The organism is Pseudomonas sp. Leaf48 (genome assembly GCF_001421885.1).
Classification (GTDB): Bacteria; Pseudomonadota; Gammaproteobacteria; order Pseudomonadales; family Pseudomonadaceae; genus Aquipseudomonas.
Map to the genome: position 1 here is coordinate 132,400 of NZ_LMLH01000001.1, position 20,821 is coordinate 153,220.

Here is a 20,821-nt window from a genome sequence, read left to right on the forward strand (position 1 = left end):
GCAGACCTCATTGCCCGGCCGAAGCGGTACGTTGCTCCGCGCCCGGGAATACGTTGCGTTTGCAGATTTTCGCTTCGACTTTCTGTGGCGTGGTGGCGTTTTCAGGCCCCTGGATTTCGACGGCCAGCAGGTTCTGCGAGGCCCAGTCTTCATCCGTGCGCAACTCGAAGGCGAAACGCCCGTCGGTGTCGGAGGTTTCCGGTTTGTCGATCTTGATGTCCTCGTGGCGTCCGTTCATGTACCAGAGGGTGGCTTGCAGGGTTTTCACCGAGGTGTCGGCGAAGCGGATGTCGACCTGGTGGTTGCCGTTTTGCAGGTTCAGGTTTTTGCTGTTGACCATCAGTTCATTCTTGCCCGGCTTCAGGGTGGTGCTGCCGGACATCTGCGCATCCTTGCCTTCGCAACCGTTGTCCAGCAGCGCCATCATCTGGCGGTAGATGGTTTCCTGGTCGAGGCGATACAGGGGCGAGAATTCCCAGATGAGAATCTTCGGCGGGTTTTTCTGGAACTCTTCGCTGCCCAGGTACTGCAGCATCGAACCTTCCAGGCCACCGCCAGGGAATGCCACGTTGAGGATGTCGGCGCCGATGGCCTCTTCGAGGAAACCGGCGAAGTTGTAGTTCTTGCCGCTGTGGCTGGTGCCGACCAGGGTAATTTCCGGGTTGCCGGAATCGCCGAACAGGTCGCCATCGCCCGCTTCGCCTTTGGGCTCGGTGGTGAATTGATCCATGTACTGGATCGCGTAGCTGGTGCCACAGAGTTGACCGGCCATGTTGTGCAATGTTCCGGTCTTGCCCATGCGACCCGACTTGTGGGTCTCGAATTCACGCTTGGGAATGTCGGCGAAAGCCGGGATCTGCTTGACCTTCTCAGCGACGATTTTCGCTGTGCGCTGGGCGCCGTACGGCGTCCAGTGCTGATCGCCACGGAAGTAGAAATCGTGGGCGGGCAGGGTGTCGGGCAGCGACTCGTTGGTCAGCGGCGACAGGTCCGGCACCACGTAACCCATCTGCGCAAAACGGCCGAGCATGGTCTTGTAGTTCTTCAGTGCCTTGTCGAAATCGAAGCTGGCTTTCTCCGCCGGGTTCAACTTGTTGCGGTTCACCAGGCCACGGGTCGGCTGGTAAACGACCACCAGTTCCACGCCTTTGCTCTTGAACGCATCGTGCAGTTGCTTCATGCGCTTGTAGCCGGCGGGGGTGGTGTCGAATTCGGTGCGCAAGTCTTCTTGCGTACGGAACAACCAGTCACCCTGGGCCTGCACCAGTGTGGTGAAGTTCTGCTGATAACGCGTGGTGTAGTTCTTCGCGTCGTGGGCCGCCGGGCACAGACTGCAGCAGGGTTCGGCGCTGAACTTCGGTGCCTGGATATCATCGGCGCGCGCGCCGCCGCTGGCCGCGAGAATGCCGGCGGTCAGGGCCGACAGGCTGAGTAATTTGATCAGGTGTGGGTGCATAAAATTATCCTCAGTCCTGCATTTCGGTCTGGCGTTCGACAGGGTCGATCAGCACGGCTTTCTGCTGGCGCACCAGCAGGTCGAGAATTTCATCCTGGCGCTCACCGAGAATTCCCGAGAAGCTGATGCCGCTGGATTTGGTCGGGGCGAGCATGGACACGCGATACAGCTCGACGCTCAACGGCGAGTCGATGGACAGCGGGCCGCTGCCATTGGCTGCCAGTTCACCGCCGACCACGATCAGCGACACCTGGGCGTCAAACGGGTCGAGCTTGATGTCACGGTCGGTGTTGCTCAGGTCCTTGATGTGGCCGTAGACCCCGGTCAGGCCGTTGGCCATGGCGACGTTTTCGTACAGACGAATGTTCACGCTGTTACGAATGCGGATGCCGTGGCGGCGGTTGCTGACGACCTTGTTGCCCCACAGCAGGTTGTCGGCACTCTCGTAGAGGGTGATGCCGTCGGTGTGGTTCTGGTAGATCTCGTTGTGAGCGATCAGGTTGTTGACGCTGTTACGGTCGATCACCAGGCCCGACAACTTGTTGTCGTAGCTGCGGTTGTTGAAGATGAAGCTGTCGTTGACCTCACGGGAAATAATGATCCCGTGCTTCTTCTTGGTACCAAACACCGTGTTGTCGGCAATGATCAGACCGTGGGAACGGTCGTGTGGGTCGATGCCGTAGACGATGTTGTCTTTGTAGGTGTTGCCCTTGACTACGAAGTCGCGGGTTTCATAGCAGTAGAAGCCGTACCACATGTCCGAGAACTCGGAACCGACGATCCAGCCGGTCGGCTCGGGACGCTTGAGTACCTTGGCCATGTTCGGTGTGTATTGGGAAATACTCACGCCATAGGACTTACTGTTGGCGTAACCGAAACTGGCGATCTTGCTGTTGGCGATGTAGGTCTCGGTACCGCCCCAGGACAGCAGGAAAGGACGGAATTCCTTGGCCGACTTGAAGGCCGCCGGGCCGTTTGCCTTCTCGCTCCAGCCAGTGATTTTGGTATCGCGCACGAACAACTGGCCGTCGTTGACCAGGAACGAACCGGCCTCCTGGGACAGGCGCAACTCCTGGGTCTGCTGGTCGATTTCGAGTATGCCGTGTTGGCCGACCACGATCGGCAACTTGGCCAGGAACACCCCCGGCGAAGTTTCGCTGAAGTACTGCTTGGGCAGCTTCTTCGCCAAGTCCTTGAGGTTCATGTAGCCGTCGTCGATGAAGATCGCCTGCGGAATGCCGTGCTGGCGCACCACCCACTCGGCCATCTTGTTGTCGCCGCCGATGAAGTCCTTCAGGGCGTCTTCCTGCATCATGCGGCGCACGCTGATCTTGCCGGCCTTGCTGCGCACCACTTTTGCTGCGACAGCTTCGGCGGTGTAGCCGGACACATCCGGCAGTTTTGGCGTGGCCAGTTCCAGCGGTGCGATAGGTGCGCTGCTGACGGTGTAGGTCTTGGCCTGTTGCAGCTCCTTGGCCACGGTCGCCTGCTTGCCTGGTTGAGGAGCTGCCGGCTCCACATTGGCGAAGGCAGTCGCGCTGGCCAGCAGCATCGCGCCGGCCAACAGGCTGATCGAGCCTTTTCTGGCTTGATGATTCATCTGGGGGACTCCCTTCGCAATGTGCATCAGAAGCGCCAGATCACGTCGATGAACGCGCGGTGCATGTACGAGTCGACATCCTTGCCGTAGGCATCGCCGGGCTTGAACACGCCGCCGCGCAAGCGCACCAGGGCCGCTGGCTCATCGATCGACTGGCTCAGCGACGCTGGCAACAGGCCTTGCTTGAAGTACTTGGTCACCACCAGGTCCATTTCCTGACCGAGGTCTTTTTCGCCATCGGCCAGCGGCAGGGAGGTGCTGGACAGTACGGCGCCAGTGACGTCGTCGGTGTTGTTCTGCACGGCGTCGATGCCATTGCTGCCGACTGGCTTGTTGCCGTCGACGCGCCAGAATTTGTGATAGATCAGGCTGGCATCGTATTCGTCGTTGAGCATCCACGAACCGAACAGCGTGGCGCTCTGCATGTTGCTCATTTCGCCACGGAAGGCTTCGCCGAAACGGTGCACCCGCGAGCGGGTACCGGTGTAGTTCGAACGGTTGCTTTCCAGGCCATTTTGCTCGTAATCCTCGCTGGCGCGGGCATACGCGGCACCGACTTGCCATTGCGGATCGAGGCGCAGGCGCACGCCGATATCGGTGGCCCAGCCATCGACATCGCCGCTGCGCTTGGCTTGCGCGGGAGCCGTGCCATCGGCGTTCAGCGGGTTGACCGTATCGCGATCACCGCTCATGCCGGTGATGCTGCCCCAGTAGTTGACGGTGTTGGTGTTGCGCCAGTTGTAGGCATCGCTGTTGGCCTGCAGGCCCAGCCAGCTGATGTCACCGTTCTGTTTTTTGTCCAGCGAATCGGCGGGAACGCCGGGTTCGGCATAGTCGAGTTTGCCGTCATCGTGGGTGTGATGACCGCGAATGCCCGCCCAGTGACCCGGTGTCCACTGGTACTCGGCATCGGCGTAGACGTGCAGGCGATCCTTGTCTTCGGGTGCCAGCTCTTTCAGGTCGGTGCGGTACTCGCTGAAACGTTCGGCGATACCGGCGTTGGCACGCAGCAGGGTGGTGTCGAAGGTCCAGTTGAGCGCTTCGATGTTGGTGTCGCGCCATTGGCCGTCGTCATTGTGCAGACGCTGGCGACCGAATTTGAGGATCTCGCCAGGGTAGGGCGTGAAGCCGCTGTAGCCGACCCAGAATTCGCGCATGGCCAGATAGTTTTTCTTGGTCTCGCGATCACCGTTGTCAGTGGTCTCGGCGCCATCGGATTGCTGCAGGGTATCGGTCTCGATGATGTCGGTAGACGTCACCGCCTGACCCATGGCGAAGGCGCTCCACGCGCCGCTTTCGCCATACACCCACGGACGCAGGTCGAGGCCGACGCCGTTGACGTCGCCACCGCGCTGGGTGCCCAGGTCACGGTCGTCTTCGGACTGGCCGGTGATCTTCACGTCCAGGCCGAAATTCTTGGTTTCTTCCGTCATCGCAGCGAGTGTCGGGCAAGACCAGATCAGCGCGAAGGTGAGGCCGATACCGGCCTTCATGAATGGATTCAATTTCATAGGGATTCCTCGCCGTCTTCTTCTTGCAGGGCGTGCAGTTGCAGCGTGTTCTGGCTCAAGGCACCACGAACGCTCTGTTCTTGTTTCAACAGGCGTTGGGCCTCGGCGAGCTGCGCAGGCGGCAGTTGGGCTTCGAGTGTTTGTGCAAGCTCGGTGGCTTGCGGGGTGTTCTGCGCCTTGGCCAATTGGCTGAAGACGTACGCATTGAGTGGGTCAGGCTTGGTGCCTTTGCCTTGGGAAAACAGTTGGGCGATGGCGAAGTCGGCGCTGTTCTGGCCGTTGCGCGCAGCGGTCAGCAGGTGATCCAGTGCCTTCTGCGGATAGACTTTGCCCAGGTAGCCACGGCGGTAGATCTGGCCGAGGTAATAATCGGCGGCGACTTCGCGGCCGACGGCTTTCTGGAAGTGTTCTTCGGCGACCTTGGCATCGGCCGGGACCATTTTGCCTTCGTAGTAGAGCTTGCCCAGCAACAGCTCCGCGCGCGGCTGATCGGCGGCGCGGCCGTTGTCGAGGTACTTCATCATCTGGTCGACATCGCCCAGTTCAGGGAAGTCGTAGAGCAGTTGTGCGAGGGTGACCCAGGATGCAGGGTAGCCAGGAGCGATGGGTTCGAGCAGCGACTTTGCGGTTTTTTCGTCAGGCGTACCCAAGGTCGAATCGGCGAGGACGCGGGCGACGCTATCCACACGCTGAGCGGAAACTTTGCCGAGGGCGTGACCGGCCTGCATCTGCTTGATCAGCTCGGCCTGTTGTTCAGGCTGGGCTTTTTTCTGGTAGACCGTGGCCAGTTCGACGTAGCAGATGTCGGTGGTGTTGAGGGCAGCCTTGCAGATCTTTTCCACGTCATCCAAATGCTGGTCGTAAGTGCCCTGGGTGCGATACAGCAGCACCTGCGCCAGGCCCGCTTCCGGCTTGCCTTCAGCGCGCCATTGGCTGATCTGCTGCTGGGCATTCACGTTGGGGAAACTGTGCGGGTATTGCAGGTACAGCATCGCCAACGGGATCAGGGTGTTGCCTTCGCCAGCGGCCGAGGCTTTTTTCAACAAGGTCTCGGCTTCGTGCTGTTCGGCTTCGGTGGAGCCGGGCTTGGCCACCAGCAGACGACCCAGACGCGCCTGGGCCCGCGGTGAAACGCTGGCGGCGGCGCGGTAAGTCGCCTCGGCCTGTTTCATCTGCGCCGGGTCGCGACTGTCGACCTGGATGTCGGCCAGACCAACCTGGGCTTCGCTGTAGCCCAGGTCTGCCAGTTGCTGATAGTTCTGCGCCGCCAGCGCGGTATCGCCACGCTTGAGGGCTTCATTGGCCAGGCGCTGGTCGGGCAGGCCGGCGCAACCGGCGAGGCTGACTGCCAATGCAACTGCACACAGTGAACCCATGTGGGAGCGGGCTTGCTCGCGAAAGCTGTGTGTCAGCCGGCATTGATTTTGAATGTCGAACCGCATTCGCGAGCAAGCCCGCTCCCACAGGGGATGTGGTGTGTTCACAAGATCTGGCGTCGTCACGTGCATCTCCTCCGGTTACAGACCAGCAGCCATGGCTTTGTCGATCAGCCAGTTCAGGTTCGGGCCACGGTCGCTGCTCACTTCCACCGGGCGGCCGGCGAGGGTGCTGTCCAGGGCGTCGTCCGGCTGGATCAGGACGCGGATGTCGGAGGACAGGTCGGCGCTTTTCAGGCTGGTGCTGCTGACGATCTTGCCGGTGCGGGTCTGGTCTTCGCCGGCGATCTGGAAACGCACGGCGGTGCCCGGGCGCACGTCACCGAACTGGCGGTAGGAGAAGCGTGCTTCGACATTGGCTTCGCTGTTGCGTGGCACCAATTGGAAGATCACGTCACCCTTGCTGGCGTACTGACCGTCGGCGACCATTTGCTGGGCCACGGTGCAGTCGCACGGCGAGGTCAAGGTGCCGGTCATTTGCTTGCCGAACAGTTCTTCAACCTTGGCAGGGGCCAGTTGATCGTCTTCCAGATGACCCTTGAGCACGTCGAGCATGCTGGTGCTGAAGGTCGCCAGCGGTGCGCCCTTGGCGGCCACGCCGTCGGCTTTCACCAGGCTCTGCACGGTGCCGTCGCGCGGCATGGTGATGTTCACGCCCGGCACGCTGACCAGACCAGCCTGGGCGTGGCTGACGAAGTACATGCCGTATACCGACTTGAAGATGAAGCCGAACGCGGCCAGGCCCACCACGAAAATCCCCAGGCTGAACGTCACGGCTTTCATGCGTCCGAAGGCGGTCATGCCGTGGCCGCCGTCCTTGATCTTGCGCGCCTTGGTGAAGTTGTCGCGCTGCAGGGTCGCCAGCACTTCGCCGATGGTGACGATGTCGCCGGCCAGGTGCGAAGTGATCAGGTGGCGCAGGGTCGAGATGTCTTGCGGTTCCAGGTTCTGGAACTGGCATCCGGTACGACCGGTCTCGCGATCGTAGGAGCGCACCTGCAACTCCACGTCCATGGCCAGGCCGAGGTTGTCGATGACGAATTGCAGACGGGCCTTGTACTTGTCGCCGATCTTCAGTGGCAACTGACCGGCATTGAACGCCAGGCCACCGGCGGACAGGTCGATCACCCGGGCTTCGACCGGAGTCCGGTCAGGGCCGAAGAAACGCAGCTTGGCCGGGATTTTCACGCGGGCGTGCTGGCGCTGGGCTTCGGATTCATGCACTACGTTGGCGTTGACGGCGGTATTCATAAGGGCGATTTCCTGGTTAATTCAAAAAGGGGGCGGTCAGACCATCATCAGCAGCACGGCGACAAAAATGCTGCCGGCGGAGAAGGTCATGGTCCGAGACGACCAGGTGTTGAACCAACGTTGAAAGCTGGCGAGATCACGGGTCAGGGCAGTGGGCTGGCGGGTCCAGGACTGTTGGTCGAGGCGGAAGAACACGTAGATCTTCACCAGCGCGCCGACGATCTGGTTGTAATAGAGAATCGCCGGGTAGGCCGGGCCGATCCGGTGACCGGAGCAGGACAGCAACAGGGTCAGGATCAGGCGAGTGATGCCGATCCACAGCAGGTACACGAGGATGAACGCGGTGCCGTACTTGAAGCTGGCGATCAGTGCCACGGTCAGGCCCAGCAGGGAGGTCCACATCGACACGCGCTGATCGAACAGCACCACCGAGGTGAACGCACCGAGGCGTTTGACCCCAAGGCCGAGGGCCCGGGAGTTCTGCCGCAGGTTGTTGCCGTACCAGCGGAACATCAGCTTGCGGCTGGCCTTGATGAAGCTCTTTTCCGGCGGATGTTCGACGGTGTTGATCGCAGCGTCAGGCACGTAGAAGGTGTCGTAGCCCAGGCGCATGAGGCTGAACCAGCTCGACTTGTCGTCGCCGGTCAGGAACTTGAAACGACCCAGGCGCCAGTGTTGCAGCGAGTCGCTTTCCACGTCGGCGATGAATTCCGGGTTGGTCACCACGGTGGCACGGAACACCGACATGCGTCCGGTCATGGTCAGCACGCGCTTGGACAGGGCCATCGAGCACATGTTGATGTGACGCTGGGCAAAACGCAGCTTGTGCCATTCGCTCATGATGTAGCCGCCACGCACTTCGCAGAATTCGTTGGTGGTCAGGCCGCCGACGTTGCCGAACAGCTGGAACCACGGCACGGTCTTGCGCACCACGCCTTCGCCGAGCACGGTGTCGCCATCGATCACGGCGACCACGGCGCGGTCATCCGGCAGGTGACGGGAGATGGCGCGGAAACCGAAGGCCAGGCCGTCGCGCTTGCCGGTGCCGGGGATGCGCACGAAGTCGAGCTTTACGTGCGGTGGCGGGTTCATCCGCTTCCACAGGCTCTTGACCAGCAGTTCATCGGACATTTCCACGATCGAGCAAACCACGGTGGTCGGCAGGCCGCAGTCGATGGCTTCGCGGATCACCGAGCAGTAGACCTGTGCGGTGGTCAGGGCGTCGATGCGGAAACTGGTGACCATCAAAAACACATGGGATGGGTCAGCCGCTTTGCCCAGCTTGCGCACTTTGCGTCGCAGGTGCGGGTAGACCACGTAGAGGAACAGCATGCCGCGCAGGAAGTGCGTGGCACCCATCGAGTAGCGCCAGATGCCGACGATACCAATCAGGAAAATAAAGTCCTTCGACTCGGAGTCGAACGTGGACACAGGCAACGCCATGGCGATGCCCATCAGTAAACTCAAATAAAACAGCCAACCGGCGGCCTGGAGTAGGCCGTGTTTTAGCCTGTGCATAATCGGAATCCTAAAGTCAGTTGCAAGTCTCGCGCCCCCAGCAGGGACCGGCTTGCCGGCGATGGCGATCTCAGGTAGGCCATCGCTGGCAAGCCAGCTCCTGCAGGTTTGCGGTGATCCTGTAGGAGCCGGCGCCCGCTACGGCTTGCCGGCGATCAGCGCGAAGCGCTTACAACCCGCCGGTTACCAGCAAATGCCTTCGGTGCGACCGCTGACGCTGGTGGCCTTGGACATGAAGCCGACCAGGTCGATCACCTGCTTGCCGTGCGGTACGTCCTTCACCAAGGCGCGGAATTTCTCGTCACGGTTACCGAGGATGATCACGTCGGAGTTGTTGATCACGGCGTCAAAGTCGGCGTTGAGCAAGGACGAGACATGGGGAATCTTCGACTCGATGTAGTCCTTGTTCGCGCCGTGGACACGGGCGTATTCGACGTTGCTGTCGTAGATGCTCAGGTCGTAGCCCTTGCCGATCAGCAGTTCCGCCAGGTCAACCAGCGGGCTTTCGCGCAGGTCGTCTGTGCCGGCCTTGAAGCTCAGGCCCAGCAAGGCAACTTTGCGTTTGTCGTGGCTTTCAACGATGTCGAAGGCGTTCTGCACCTGGGACTCATTACTGCGCATCAGCGAGTTGAGCAGCGGCGCTTCGACATCCAGGGAACCGGCGCGGTAGGTCAGGGCGCGCACGTCTTTTGGCAGGCACGAGCCGCCGAACGCGAAACCCGGGCGCATGTAGTACTGGGACAGGTTGAGGGTCTTGTCCTGGCAGACCACGTCCATCACTTCGCGACCGTCGACGCCGACCGCCTTGGCGATGTTGCCGATCTCGTTGGCGAAGGTCACCTTGGTGGCGTGCCAGACGTTGCAGGTGTACTTGATCATCTCGGCAACGGCGATGTCCTTGCGGATGATCGGCGCGTCGAGTTCTTCGTACAGCGATTGCAGGACGTCGCCCGACGCCTTGTCGAACTCGCCGATGACGGTCATTGGCGGCTGGTCGTAGTCGGCGATGGCAGTGCTTTCGCGCAGGAACTCAGGGTTCACGGCAACACCGAAATCAACACCGGCCTTCTTCCCGGAGCAGTCTTCGAGAATCGGGATCACCACGTTGGCCACAGTGCCCGGCAGCACGGTGCTGCGAACCACGATGGTGTGGCGGGTGGTCTTGTCACGCAGGACAAAACCGATTTCGCGGCACACGGCCTCGATGTAGTTCAGTTCCAGGTCGCCGTTCTTCTTGCTCGGCGTACCGACGCAGATCATCGACAGGTCGGTGTCGCGAATCGCCTCGGCGAAGTTGGTGGTGCCGCGCAGACGACCGTTCTGGATACCTTGCGCCAGAAGTTCGCCCAGGCCGGGTTCAACAATCGGCGATTTACCGGCATTGATCATGTCGATCTTGTCTTTGGCAACATCGACGCCAACGACGTCATGGCCCCGTGCAGACAGGCAGCCGGCACATACCGCGCCAACGTAACCCAAACCAAATATGCTGATGCGCATCGCATTTACCTCTCTATTATCAAGCCTGTCTTTATCAGGCCATTAAATGGCCGGAGTTAATGGTGTTCAGCGGTAATAGTGCACTCGCAAGTGCGACTTGCAGGCGTCGCAATGCCGTGTGCAGGCATACAAAGTTCCGAGTGTCTAAATCGATGCACTCAAGATGTGCGTAACCAGGCCTTGTTATTATGATTTGCCCTGTTATGCAGCCAGACTTCTTGGAAGAAGTTCCAGGCGCAAAGGTACTGCACGCTCGATGTCAGGCCGAAAGCCCGTGAATCAAGCGGTTGGGTGCTCAGGCGAGCACGTTATAGGGGCGCGGCCTTGGCCTTTTAGGGGATAGGCATTAATGCATATCTCCAGTCTTTCCTGTGTTGACCACATCAGGGATTAGTCAGCGTTAGTTTGCGCCGCAACTTTGCTGGCTCAATCACTTCTCTTCGTAAGTTATCTCGTACAGCCTCGGCGATAATCGTTACCGGTGGTATGAACTGCGCATCAGGACGAAGTTCCAGCCCATCCATCGGTGAATCTGAAATTTCTTGAAATATTGATGAAGATGGCACTGCTCTCAAATTGATAGCACTGGGCGTTTGGCCCTTTATATATAGGCGGAGAATTGCGGCGGATAGTTTTTTGCCACTACTGTTAAAAAATGTCAGTGCCACTACGGAAAAAAATGATTGAAGTCGAGTGAAACTAATTTAAGGAAAATCGGTGATGATTTTTTGACGCCAATAGAATGGCGATCAGGCGGGGGATTGTCGGACGATCAATGGGTGGCGCATGAGGGTTCATTCCCATGCGCCGATGCTTTGCATCACTGCGGTGCGTGGTCGCGCAAAAACACCAGATTGTCCGGTTTGGACTGTTCGGCGCTGTAGCGATAGCCTTGCACATCGAACTGCGTCAGTGCGGCCGGGTCGTTGATGCGCTCTTCAATGACGAAGCGACTCATCAGGCCGCGGGCTTTTTTCGCGTAGAAGCTGATGATTTTGTACTGGCCGTTTTTCAGGTCCTTGAACTCGGTATTGATGATGCGTGCGTTCAGGGCGCTGCGTTTGACCGCTGAGAAGTACTCGTTGGAAGCCAGGTTGAGCAGTACGTCATCACCCTGGTCGGCCAAGGCTTCGTTCAGCCATTCACTGATCCGCGTGCCCCAGAAAGCATACAGATCCTTGCCCCGGGCATTGGCCAGCTTGGTGCCCATTTCCAGGCGATAGGGTTGCATCAGGTCCAGCGGACGCAGCAGGCCGTAGAGGCCCGAGAGCATGCGCAGGTGTTTTTGGGCGTAGTCGAAATCGGCTTCGCTGAGGGTTTGCGCATTCATGCCGGTGTACACATCGCCCTTGAAGGCCAGCAGTGCCTGTTTGGCGTTTTCCGGGGTGAAGGCTGGGGTCCAGCTGCCGAAGCGCGCGGCATTGAGCCCGCCGATCTTGTCGGAGACGTGCATCAGCTCGCTGATCTGCGCCGGGGTCAGCTCGCGCAATTGTTCGATCAGCTCCTGGGAATGGTCGAGGTATTGCGGCTGCGTGAAGCGCTGGGTCGCCGGCGGTGTTTCGTAGTCGAGGGTTTTGGCGGGGGAAATCACCATCAGCATGAAGTCGTCTCCTTTAATCGTGGCGGCGATTCTAGGGGGTTGTCGGTGACGACTCCAGCTATCAAGTCCATAGGTGATGACCGGTTCACCACAAACCCGTGGGAGCGGGCTTGCTCGCGAAAGCGCTATGACTTTCAACAAAAACGTCGACTGATACACCGCTTTCGCGAGCAAGCCCGCTTCCACAGTGGTTCGGTGTTGCTGCGGGAGTTGGTAGCGGATCAGCTATAGTGCCGCGCGGGTTTTGTTATGGAGACATCCCATTGCGTATCGCTTTTGTATTCTCAGCCTGGCTCCTGAGCTTCGGGGCCATGGCGTCACCGGGTGATGTGGCGACCCTTGATCGCAGCAGCTGGCCTGAACAAATCAGCAACCCGACGCTGTTCGACGTCGCTTCACGCGCCGAAATCCTCATGTTCGCCCGTGGTCTGCTGGCCAGTGAATCCCTTGACGAGCCCGCCCTGGCCCAGCGCCTGGGCCTGCGCACGGTCAACATGGAGTCGGTCAATCGCGTGCGTCAGCGCATGTGGCAACGCCTGCTGAGCAACTATAACTTCGCCCAGCAGAGTTGCGACCAGGACGCGTCCTTCTGTTTTCTGGTCGAGGACATTGCCACCTTGCGCGAGCAGGCCGGCAAGTTTCAGGTCGGCAATGACAGCTATTACATGAAATGGGCCGAACCGAGTCGGCTGTTCCATAGCCAGTACCTGGACGAACAGTTGCGCAAGGCTGCGCTGTTCCCGCAAACCAGCAGCGAAGTCGATCATTTTGGCGACTATGAGCGAAACGGCGAACAGATGCATGACCGGCTGTTTCTGCTGACCTTCGACAGTGCCGCCAACGTCAGACCGGACAACACCGAATGGGCCACCGACTACCTGCGCAAGTCGAACCTGAGCGGCACCTTCTTTGTCCTCGGCAAGGATATCCAGAGCCGACTGACCGAGTACTCTGTAAGCAGCCTGCAATCGGTTTACTCGACCCAGTGCGTTGGCGTACAGGGCTGGGAGTATCGCTCCCACAGCCACTGGCAGGACTGGCAGGATTCGGTGCGACGCAGTGTCGAACTGGTGAAAAGCAAATTGCCGGAGAACTTCGTGCCGCTGTTTCGCCCGCCCGATGGGCAACGCCGCTCCGATGCCGAACCTTTCTTCAAGTCCCAGGGTGTGGAAGTGGCGCTATGGGACATCGACGCCCAGGACGGAGCCGGCAAGCTCAAGGGCAACCAGAGTGCGCAACGGGTGCTGACCCTGATGCTGCTGTGGCGCCACGGCGTGATCAATTTCAATGTGAAGCAGGATGCGGTGAAAGCGGCGCTACCCTGGCTGCTCACGCAAACGGCACCCATGGGGATCGGCTGGGAAGACTGTCAGGACGGTTTTCGCTGAAAACGCCAAAAGCCCGGAAACATTGGGCTTGGGGTGAATTTTGGAGGGGATTCGTTGCAGGTTGACTTCCGACTGTAAACGGGTGGTGGCGGTCCGCCAAGTGTTATTGGTCATTCTGAAAAATAAACTTCAAAAAAGCGTCAAAGTACTTTTTTCTGTCATGGGTTTTGGAGTATTACGAAGACAGACCGCCGAAACCTGCAACACAGGTGGCGTCTTCCAAGACCCCGCTTGTACGCAGAACACTTGAGTCCCCGCAGGTGTATTCGGCAGTCACTTCGAGGCGCAGCACCGTCAGGGTATTGCGTCGAATGGCTCCCACAAAGGTGACCGAGTATGGATGATCACGGACGTAGCTCTTCTTCCAACCAGCCAATCCTTTATGTGCTCGATACCAACGTATTGATCCACGATCCAAACGCGCTGCTCAACTTCGAAGAACACCACGTCGCCATCCCGATGACAGTGCTTGAAGAGCTGGACAAGCTCAAGAGCGGGCACCACAGCGTTGCCGCCGAATGCCGCCAGGCCATCCGATTGATCGACAAGACCCTGGGCGATGCCTCACCCGAGGACGTCGAGCAGGGCGTGCCGATCCAGCGCGGCAAGAGCGGGCCGAAGGGTTTGCTGTCAATTCTGATGAGCAAGCATGCCGAGCCGAACCTGATTCTGCCCGAGCACCTGAACGACAACAAAATCATCAACCAGTTGATCGACCTGCACGCGCGCGATCCGAAGAAACCGGTGGTGCTGGTCACCAAAGACATCAACATGCGTCTCAAGGCCCGGGCCTGCGGGATTGAGGCTGAGGACTACAGCACCGACCAACTGGTCGACGACGTGTCGCTGTTGCCCAACGGCTACCACAACATGACCGGCTCTTTCTGGGACCGCGTGAGCAAGGTCGAAACCCGCCAGGATCATGGCCGCACCTGGCACCAGGTACAATTGATCGACAACCTGCCGGCAGTGCACATCAACGAGTTCATCATCGACGAACAGGGTTTTGTCGGCTGGATCAAGGAAATCGCAGAAGACAAATTACTGATTCTCGACCTGCATCAGGAGCCCCTGTTGCACCAGGAAGCCTGGGGCCTGAAACCGCGTGACATCTACCAGAGCCTGGCGCTGTACGCCTTGCTTGATCCGGACATCCATTTGGTCAACCTGTCCGGTGCCGCCGGCTCGGGTAAAACCATCCTGGCCCTGGCCGCCGCTATCGAGCAGACCATGGTCAGCAAGCGCTACCGGCGCATCATCGCCACCCGCAGTGTGCAGGGCCTGGACCAGGAAATCGGTTTCCTGCCCGGCACCGAAGCGGAAAAAATGGAGCCATGGCTGGGCGCCATCACCGACAACCTCGAAGCCTTGCACATGGATGACGAAAGCACCCATGGCAGCGTCGACTACATCCTCAGCAAAGTGCCGTTGCAGTTCAAATCCCTCAACTACATCCGGGGCCGCAGCTTCCAGCAGAGCCTGATCCTGATCGACGAATGCCAGAACCTCACCCCGCACCAGATGAAAACCATCATCACCCGTGCCGGCGCCGGTTCCAAAGTGGTGTGCCTGGGCAACCTGGCACAGATCGACACCCCATACCTGTCCGCGACCAGTTCCGGGCTGACCTACCTCACAGAACGCTTCAAGGACTTCCCGAACGGGGTGCACATCACCCTGCAAGGGGTACCACGCTCGATCCTGGCCGAATACGCCGAAACGCATCTGTAACCGTTCACCCAGACCGGGCGGCCTTCAAAAGCCGCCCGGTTTTTCATGCCCAACCCAAATCAAATGTGGGAGCGGGCTTGCTCGCGAAAGCGGTGTATCAGTCACTATAAGTGTTGAATGACACTCCGCCTTCGCGAGCAAGCCCGCTCCCACATTGGTTCTGTGGTGTTCATGCAATCTAAGGTGCGGAAAATTGACCCACGGGTTTACAATCGATTCTCCTGATCAGGAGTAACCCCGTGCTGACTCATCTCGATTCCCAAGGTCGCGCCAACATGGTCGACGTCACCGAAAAAGCCGTGACGTTCCGCGAAGCGACCGCTCAGGCGCTGGTGCGCATGCTCCCCGAAACCCTGCAGATGATCGTCAGCGGCGGCCACCCCAAGGGTGATGTGTTTGCCGTGGCGCGCATTGCCGGGATTCAGGCAGCGAAGAAAACCAGTGATCTGATTCCGCTGTGCCATCCGTTGATGCTGACGGGTGTGAAAGTCGAGCTCAGTGCCGAAGGTGACGACAGCGTGCGCATCGTCGCGCGCTGCAAGTTGTCCGGGCAGACCGGCGTCGAGATGGAGGCTCTGACCGCTGCAAGCGTCGCAGCGCTGACGATCTACGACATGTGTAAGGCCGTAGACCGTGGCATGACCATCGAAAGCGTGCGTCTGCTGGAGAAGGTCGGCGGCAAGAGCGGGCATTTCCAGGCGGAGCAGCCATGAATCTGACTGTGAAGTTTTTTGCCCGTTATCGTGAAGCGCTGGGCGTCGACTCGGTAAAGGTCGAAGGCCATTTCACTACGGTCGAAGATGTGCGTGCCTTGCTGGCTCAGCGTGAAGGCGCTGATGTGTTGAGCGAACAGAACCTGATGTGCGCGCGCAACGAGGACCTGTGCCAGCTCGACGAACCGGTGAGCGATGGTGATGAAGTGGCCTTTTTTCCGACCGTGACCGGGGGCTGAGCCATGGCGATCCGCGTGCAATCGACAGCGTTCGACCCGGGTGCCGAAGTCAACGCCATGCACGATGCCAATGTCGGCGTCGGTGCGGTGGTGAGTTTTGTCGGCTATGTGCGCGACTTCAATGACGGGCTCGATGTGGCCGGGATGTTTCTCGAGCACTATCCCGGCATGACTGAAAAAGCCTTGGGCAAGATCGCCATCGAGGCTGAACAGCGCTGGCCGCTGCTCAAGCTTGAAGTGCTGCACCGCATCGGTGCCCTGGAACCGGGCGAGCCGATTGTTTTCGTCGGCGCGGCCAGCGCCCATCGCCAGGCGGCATTCGACGCCTGCGCCTTTGTCATGGATTACCTGAAAACCCGTGCGCCGTTCTGGAAGAAAGAAAACACCAGTGACGGACCGCGTTGGGTGGAAGGGCGTGACAGTGATCATGCGGCGGCGGATCGCTGGAAGCAGTAACTCCAGCGGTGATCTCGAGGACGCTATCGCGGGCAAGCCGCGCTCCCACAGGTGTTGTGTCGTGCGGACATTTTGTGACCGCCCCGATATCTGTGGGAGCAAATGTCTTCCCCTGCAATAGGCAACATAGACTGGCACAAATCCCGGCAACGCCATAAATCCCTGTGGGAGCGGGCTTGCCCGCGAAGAGGCCATCCGCCTCACCCAAGAACCTCTTGATTCACCACCCGACCATTGGCCGGCGCGGGCTGCATTTGCCCGATTGACGATTTATACATAAAAGTCCAGTATGGAATTATAAGTACAAAAAAGGCTTTCACCCGCTTCAGCTTTTTCTTCTGTCTTGCCAAACCAACAACAATCGCGAGAAAACGAACATGAAGAAACTCCCCCTCATCACCGGTCTGGCCCTGAGCCTGTTGGCGTGCAGCTCTGTGTTCGCCGCCGAGAAAACCCTGCGCATCGGCATTGAAGCGGCCTATCCGCCGTTCGCCTCGAAAACCGACAAAGGCGAAATCGTCGGTTTCGACTATGACATCGGCAACGCCCTGTGCGCGCAGATGAAGGCCAAATGTGTGTGGGTCGAAGGTGAGTTCGACGGTCTGATTCCTTCCCTGAAAGTGAAGAAAATCGACATGGCGCTGTCGTCCATGACCATCAACGAAGACCGCAAGAAGTCGGTGGACTTCAGCCACAAGTACTACTTCACCTCGTCGCGCCTGGTGATGAAGGACGGCGCGGTGGTGGATGACCAGTACGCCAGCCTCAAGGGCAAGACTGTCGGCGTGCAGCGCGCCACCACGACCGACCGTTACGCCACCGAGGTGTTCGAGCCCAAAGGCATCAACGTCAAGCGCTACAGCAACAACGAAGAAATCTACATGGACCTGGCCGCCGGCCGCCTCGACGCGATTTTTGCCGACACCATTCCGCTCAATGACTTCCTGTCGATGCCGCGCGGCAAGGGCTATGCCTTTGTCGGGCCGGAGCTGAAGGATCCGAAGTATGTGGGTGAGGGTGCGGGCATTGCGGTGCGCAAGGGTAATACCGAGCTGGTCAGCGAACTGAATACAGCTATTGATGGCATTCGCGCCAGTGGCGAGTACCAGAAGATTTCGGACAAATACTTCAAGTCGGATATCTACGGCGACTGACAGTTCGCTTTCGCGAGCAAGCCCGCTCCCACAATGGATCTCTACCAGGCACAGACTTTGTGTTCGACGCAGAACCAGTGTGGGAGCGGGCTTGCTCGCGAAGAGGCCAGATAAAACAATACAAATCCCGGGGCTCTAGCCCTTCAATTCCTTCAATTCCTTCAAATGCTTGTACACCGTCGCCCGCCCCATGTTCAGCACATTGGCCACATAGTTCGACGAACTTTTACCCTTGAACGCGCCTTCGGCATGCAACGCCAGCACCAGTTCGCGTTTGTGGTCGCGGGTCAGCAGGTTCAGGCTCAACTGGCGTTCGCGCAGCCACGCATGAAGGAAGGTGTTGATCCGCTCCTGCCAGTCGTCGCGAAACAGTGAGTCCGGTTGCGGAATCAGCTTGGTCGGTGACAGGAACAGATCCAGCGCGGCTTTGGCATTCTCGAACAGTGAGATGTTCAGGTTGATGCACAGCACGGCCAGCGGATGCCCCGCGCCGTCACGCAGCACAGTACTGAGGCTGCGAATTTTCTGACCATCCCAGTTGAGCTTCTCGTACGGCCCGATGTTACGTTCGCTGACATCGTCGCTGAGCATGTCTTCCAGCGCCGAGTCATCACCGATTTCCCGTTTCGACAGGTTATTGGCGATGTAGTCGACCTTTTGCGTGCGCAGGTCGTGCAATACCACTTCGGCATGGGGAAAGAACAGCGTGGCGATGGCGTCGGCGATCGCCCGGAAGTTGTCCATGGCACTGTGGTTCAGGATCGAGTCTTTTTCAGGGGCGTTCATCAGTGGAACTCCAGGCAGCATCAACGCCCCGTGAAAGGGGCGCTGAAAGTGTGCCGTAATCAGGTCGACACGTCATCCGGGGCGCAAGGTCAGCCCAGGCGAGCGGGGGAGAGCATCTCGGCGTTCAGGCCGAAACGGCTGAGCGGTTCGGGCAGCGCTTCGCCACGGACCAATGCCGCGCTGGCCTGGCCCATGGCCGGCGAGGTCTGAATGCCATAACCACCCTGTGCCGCGACCCAGAACAGCCCCGGTACCTTCAGATCGAAACCGCACAACAAGTCGCCGTCACTGACGAAGCTGCGCAGGCCAGCCCAAGTGCGGGTCGGGCGGCGGATGGTCAGGGTCGTGGCTTCTTCGATCTGGTAGATGCCCATGGCGATGTCCAGCTCTTCGGGCTGCACGTCGTGAGGTTCCACCGGGTCGGCGTTGGCCGGCGAGCCGAGGAACATCCCGGCGTCGGGCTTCATGTAGAAGGATTCGTCGAGGCTGACCAGCATCGGCCAGTGGTGAATGTCCAGGCCTTCGGGGCCGGCGAAGATGAACGCGGCGCGGCGCTTGGGTTGCAGGCCCAGGGGTTGGGCGCCTGCCAGTTCAGCGATCTTGTCGGCCCAGGCACCGGCGGCGTTGATGATGATTGGCGCGCTGAAGGTCTGGTTGCCGGTCTGGACGTGCCATGTACCTTGGTCGTCGCGGCTCAGGCTGACGACTTCACTGTCGGTATGCACTTCGCCCTGGTTGCGGCGAATACCGCGCAGGTAACCCTGGTGCAGGGCGTCGGTGTCGATGTCGCTGGCGGTCGGGTCGTAGATGGCGCCGTGGACTTTCTCTCGGCGCAGGATCGGCAGGCGCGTGCAGGCTTCGTCGGCGCTGAGCAATTGCATCTGCGGAACCGTGGCTTTCGCGCTCAGGTACTGATTGTTCAGTTCGGCCGGGTCACCAGTGAAGTCCACGGTCATTTCACCGCGCGGGGTCAGCAGCGGATGTTCGCAGAAACCGTTCGGCGGATTATCGAAAAAGTCCCGGCTGGCCTGGGTCAATGCACGAACCTGCGGGGTGCCATAGGCTGCGGTGTACAACGCAGCCGAGCGTCCGGTGGAATGGTAGGCCGGATGGGATTCGCGTTCGAGCACGACCACGCGCCCGTGCTGCGACAGCCAGAAACCGGTGGAAGCGCCGGCAATCCCGCCGCCGATGATGATGAAATCTGCCTGGCTCATGAACGTCTCCTGTAGAACGCAAATGCCGAATTAATAGTGCTTTCCTTGGTGGGGGACGATTTTGTGGCGAGGGGGCTTGCCCCCGTTCGGCTGCGCAGCAGCCGCGAATCCCACTGCATTCGGTCTTTCTGAATAACAGCAGCAACTGGTTGTGGGGCGGCTTCACCACCCAACGGGGGCAAGCCCCCTCGCCACAAAAAGCCCGCTTCACTGGAGCGAGGTTTTTCAGTGCATCAATTGGTAAAGCGCATTGGCCAGTGCAATGTCTTCCAGGCCCAGGCCGATGGAGCGGAAGAACACGTGGCGGTTGTAGTCGGGACGCTGCACTGTTGCACTCAGCAGGTCGGGCAGGTCGCCAACGATCGTGCCCTTGTCCCAGCCATGTTGCTCGCCGGCAATCAGCATTTCACCCGCCGAGCCCGGTGTGGTCACGCGGTAGTCACAGAACACCTGCATGTCGTTGAGGCTCTGCGGCGGAACTTCATGGGCGCGCGGGGCGTTGGTGCTGATAGAAGTGATCAGCGCCGGTTTGCTCAGGGTAGACGGATCGATCACCGGGCCGGCGGACGAGGTGCAGAGCATGACCACATCCGCGTCTGTGATGGCGGCCTCACGACTTTGCGTGATGGTCAGGCGTGGCTCGATAGATTTGAGCAGACTCACCGTCTCAGGGTCTTCGTTCAGGCTCGGCGAGTACAGGCTGATGCTGTGCCAGTCGCGCAGGTTCTTTACATAGTGCAGATGCGCCTGAGCCACTTTGCCGCTGCCGATGATCGCCAGGCGCCTGGCGTTAAGTGGCGCCAGGGCATCGACCGCCACCGCAGTGGTCGCAGCGGTACGTGCAGTGGTCAGTTCACCGGCGTCACACAGCAGCAGCGGCTGGCCGGTCTGCATCGACATCAACAGGGTCCACGCCGTCACCAGTGGTCCTTGTTCGCCCACGATGTACGGCGAAGTCTTGATCCCGTACACGCCATCCTCGGCCAAGACGCCCAGGTAGTTGATGAAGTCCCCGGCACCCTGTGGAAACTCCACCAGTTGCTGCGCCGGCTGCACCGCTTGCCCGGCCGCCAGCTCGCGGAACAGCTTGCGCAGAATCTGCGGTACATCGACCTGCGCCAACAGTTCGCGGGCCTGAAGCTGGGTGATCACATGGGGCGTGCTGGACATGGGCGGCTCCGGAAGTGGGGTGTAAACTAATTTGTCTATTATGGACTTTTAGATATGGCGCACAATATCCGGACGAAAAAAAAGCGCAGTCCGTT

The 20,821-nt window shown here is 59.6% G+C and carries 17 protein-coding genes; 6 read left to right on the plus strand and 11 right to left on the minus strand.

Going from position 1 to position 20,821, the window contains the following annotated elements:
• Window positions 1-7 precede the first annotated feature (7 nt).
• The 8 genes from ASE98_RS00615 to yaaA all read right to left on the minus strand — a co-directional run bounded on the left by ASE98_RS00615 (window position 8) and on the right by yaaA (window position 11,872).
• The gene (locus ASE98_RS00615; RefSeq protein ID WP_060539505.1) at window positions 8-1,456 is read right to left on the minus strand and encodes an alginate O-acetyltransferase; all 1,449 of its coding nucleotides are present in this window, start codon (window positions 1,454-1,456) and stop codon (window positions 8-10) included.
• Between the two features lie 10 nt (window positions 1,457-1,466).
• Entirely contained in the window at window positions 1,467-3,056 is a 1,590-nt protein-coding gene (algG, locus tag ASE98_RS00620) for a mannuronan 5-epimerase AlgG (protein ID WP_060539506.1), read from the minus strand.
• 26 nt (window positions 3,057-3,082) lie between these two features.
• On the minus strand, window positions 3,083-4,567 hold the full coding sequence (locus ASE98_RS00625) for an alginate export family protein (protein ID WP_060539507.1): 1,485 nt from the start codon (window positions 4,565-4,567) through the stop codon (window positions 3,083-3,085).
• Window positions 4,564-6,069, minus strand: coding sequence for an alginate biosynthesis TPR repeat lipoprotein AlgK (algK, locus tag ASE98_RS00630; protein WP_177336930.1), 1,506 nt, complete (start codon window positions 6,067-6,069; stop codon window positions 4,564-4,566). The genes ASE98_RS00625 and algK overlap by 4 nt, the downstream gene beginning before the upstream one ends.
• Before the next feature lie 15 nt (window positions 6,070-6,084).
• Complete coding sequence (locus ASE98_RS00635) at window positions 6,085-7,254, minus strand: alginate biosynthesis protein Alg44 (RefSeq protein WP_060539508.1); 1,170 nt, start codon at window positions 7,252-7,254, stop codon at window positions 6,085-6,087.
• Window positions 7,255-7,290: 36 nt separating this feature from the next.
• Entirely contained in the window at window positions 7,291-8,772 is a 1,482-nt protein-coding gene (gene alg8, locus ASE98_RS00640) for a mannuronan synthase (RefSeq protein WP_060539509.1), read from the minus strand.
• 183 nt (window positions 8,773-8,955) lie between these two features.
• On the minus strand, window positions 8,956-10,272 hold the full coding sequence (locus ASE98_RS00645) for a nucleotide sugar dehydrogenase (RefSeq protein ID WP_060539510.1): 1,317 nt from the start codon (window positions 10,270-10,272) through the stop codon (window positions 8,956-8,958).
• Between the two features lie 820 nt (window positions 10,273-11,092).
• Entirely contained in the window at window positions 11,093-11,872 is a 780-nt protein-coding gene (yaaA, locus tag ASE98_RS00650) for a peroxide stress protein YaaA (RefSeq protein WP_060539511.1), read from the minus strand.
• A 263-nt stretch (window positions 11,873-12,135) separates the two neighbouring features.
• Between yaaA and ASE98_RS00655 the strand changes: the two genes are divergently transcribed.
• The 6 genes from ASE98_RS00655 (at window position 12,136) to ASE98_RS00680 (ending at window position 17,553) form a co-directional block, all read left to right on the plus strand.
• On the plus strand, window positions 12,136-13,260 hold the full coding sequence (locus tag ASE98_RS00655) for a polysaccharide deacetylase family protein (protein WP_060539512.1): 1,125 nt from the start codon (window positions 12,136-12,138) through the stop codon (window positions 13,258-13,260).
• A gap of 336 nt (window positions 13,261-13,596) precedes the next feature.
• Window positions 13,597-14,991, plus strand: coding sequence for a PhoH family protein (locus tag ASE98_RS00660; RefSeq protein WP_060539513.1), 1,395 nt, complete (start codon window positions 13,597-13,599; stop codon window positions 14,989-14,991).
• A gap of 239 nt (window positions 14,992-15,230) precedes the next feature.
• Complete coding sequence (gene moaC, locus ASE98_RS00665; protein WP_007972660.1) at window positions 15,231-15,704, plus strand: cyclic pyranopterin monophosphate synthase MoaC; 474 nt, start codon at window positions 15,231-15,233, stop codon at window positions 15,702-15,704.
• Window positions 15,701-15,943 carry a molybdopterin converting factor subunit 1 gene (moaD, locus tag ASE98_RS00670; RefSeq protein ID WP_060539514.1) on the plus strand — a complete coding sequence of 81 codons (243 nt, stop codon included), beginning with the start codon at window positions 15,701-15,703 and terminating at the stop codon, window positions 15,941-15,943. Before moaC ends, moaD begins: the two co-directional genes overlap by 4 nt.
• Before the next feature lie 3 nt (window positions 15,944-15,946).
• Window positions 15,947-16,399, plus strand: coding sequence for a molybdopterin synthase catalytic subunit MoaE (gene moaE, locus ASE98_RS00675; RefSeq protein WP_007989960.1), 453 nt, complete (start codon window positions 15,947-15,949; stop codon window positions 16,397-16,399).
• 377 nt (window positions 16,400-16,776) lie between these two features.
• A complete protein-coding gene (locus ASE98_RS00680) occupies window positions 16,777-17,553 on the plus strand; it encodes an ABC transporter substrate-binding protein (RefSeq protein ID WP_060539515.1) in 777 nt (258 codons plus the stop codon).
• 135 nt (window positions 17,554-17,688) lie between these two features.
• On the opposite strand, the gene ASE98_RS00685 is transcribed toward ASE98_RS00680, so the two are convergent.
• The 3 genes from ASE98_RS00685 to ASE98_RS00695 all read right to left on the minus strand — a co-directional run bounded on the left by ASE98_RS00685 (window position 17,689) and on the right by ASE98_RS00695 (window position 20,726).
• Complete coding sequence (locus tag ASE98_RS00685) at window positions 17,689-18,339, minus strand: helix-turn-helix transcriptional regulator (RefSeq protein WP_060539516.1); 651 nt, start codon at window positions 18,337-18,339, stop codon at window positions 17,689-17,691.
• Between the two features lie 89 nt (window positions 18,340-18,428).
• A complete protein-coding gene (locus ASE98_RS00690; protein ID WP_060539517.1) occupies window positions 18,429-19,556 on the minus strand; it encodes an NAD(P)/FAD-dependent oxidoreductase in 1,128 nt (375 codons plus the stop codon).
• 225 nt (window positions 19,557-19,781) lie between these two features.
• Window positions 19,782-20,726 (minus strand): ornithine cyclodeaminase family protein, encoded by a 945-nt coding sequence (locus ASE98_RS00695; protein WP_060539518.1) that lies wholly within the window; start codon window positions 20,724-20,726, stop codon window positions 19,782-19,784.
• Window positions 20,727-20,821: the final 95 nt, after the last annotated feature.

Coding starts and splice junctions, on each gene's coding strand:
- algG (WP_060539506.1), bottom strand. CDS start 3,056: ATGAATCATCAAGCCAGAAAAGGCTCGATCAGCCTGTTGGCCGGCGCG.
- ASE98_RS00690 (WP_060539517.1), bottom strand. CDS start 19,556: ATGAGCCAGGCAGATTTCATCATCATCGGCGGCGGGATTGCCGGCGCT.
- ASE98_RS00625 (WP_060539507.1), bottom strand. CDS start 4,567: ATGAAATTGAATCCATTCATGAAGGCCGGTATCGGCCTCACCTTCGCG.
- ASE98_RS00680 (WP_060539515.1), top strand. CDS start 16,777: ATGAAGAAACTCCCCCTCATCACCGGTCTGGCCCTGAGCCTGTTGGCG.
- ASE98_RS00685 (WP_060539516.1), bottom strand. CDS start 18,339: ATGAACGCCCCTGAAAAAGACTCGATCCTGAACCACAGTGCCATGGAC.
- ASE98_RS00635 (WP_060539508.1), bottom strand. CDS start 7,254: ATGAATACCGCCGTCAACGCCAACGTAGTGCATGAATCCGAAGCCCAG.
- moaD (WP_060539514.1), top strand. CDS start 15,701: ATGAATCTGACTGTGAAGTTTTTTGCCCGTTATCGTGAAGCGCTGGGC.
- yaaA (WP_060539511.1), bottom strand. CDS start 11,872: ATGCTGATGGTGATTTCCCCCGCCAAAACCCTCGACTACGAAACACCG.
- alg8 (WP_060539509.1), bottom strand. CDS start 8,772: ATGCACAGGCTAAAACACGGCCTACTCCAGGCCGCCGGTTGGCTGTTT.
- ASE98_RS00695 (WP_060539518.1), bottom strand. CDS start 20,726: ATGTCCAGCACGCCCCATGTGATCACCCAGCTTCAGGCCCGCGAACTG.
- ASE98_RS00615 (WP_060539505.1), bottom strand. CDS start 1,456: ATGCACCCACACCTGATCAAATTACTCAGCCTGTCGGCCCTGACCGCC.
- ASE98_RS00660 (WP_060539513.1), top strand. CDS start 13,597: ATGGATGATCACGGACGTAGCTCTTCTTCCAACCAGCCAATCCTTTAT.
- ASE98_RS00645 (WP_060539510.1), bottom strand. CDS start 10,272: ATGCGCATCAGCATATTTGGTTTGGGTTACGTTGGCGCGGTATGTGCC.
- moaE (WP_007989960.1), top strand. CDS start 15,947: ATGGCGATCCGCGTGCAATCGACAGCGTTCGACCCGGGTGCCGAAGTC.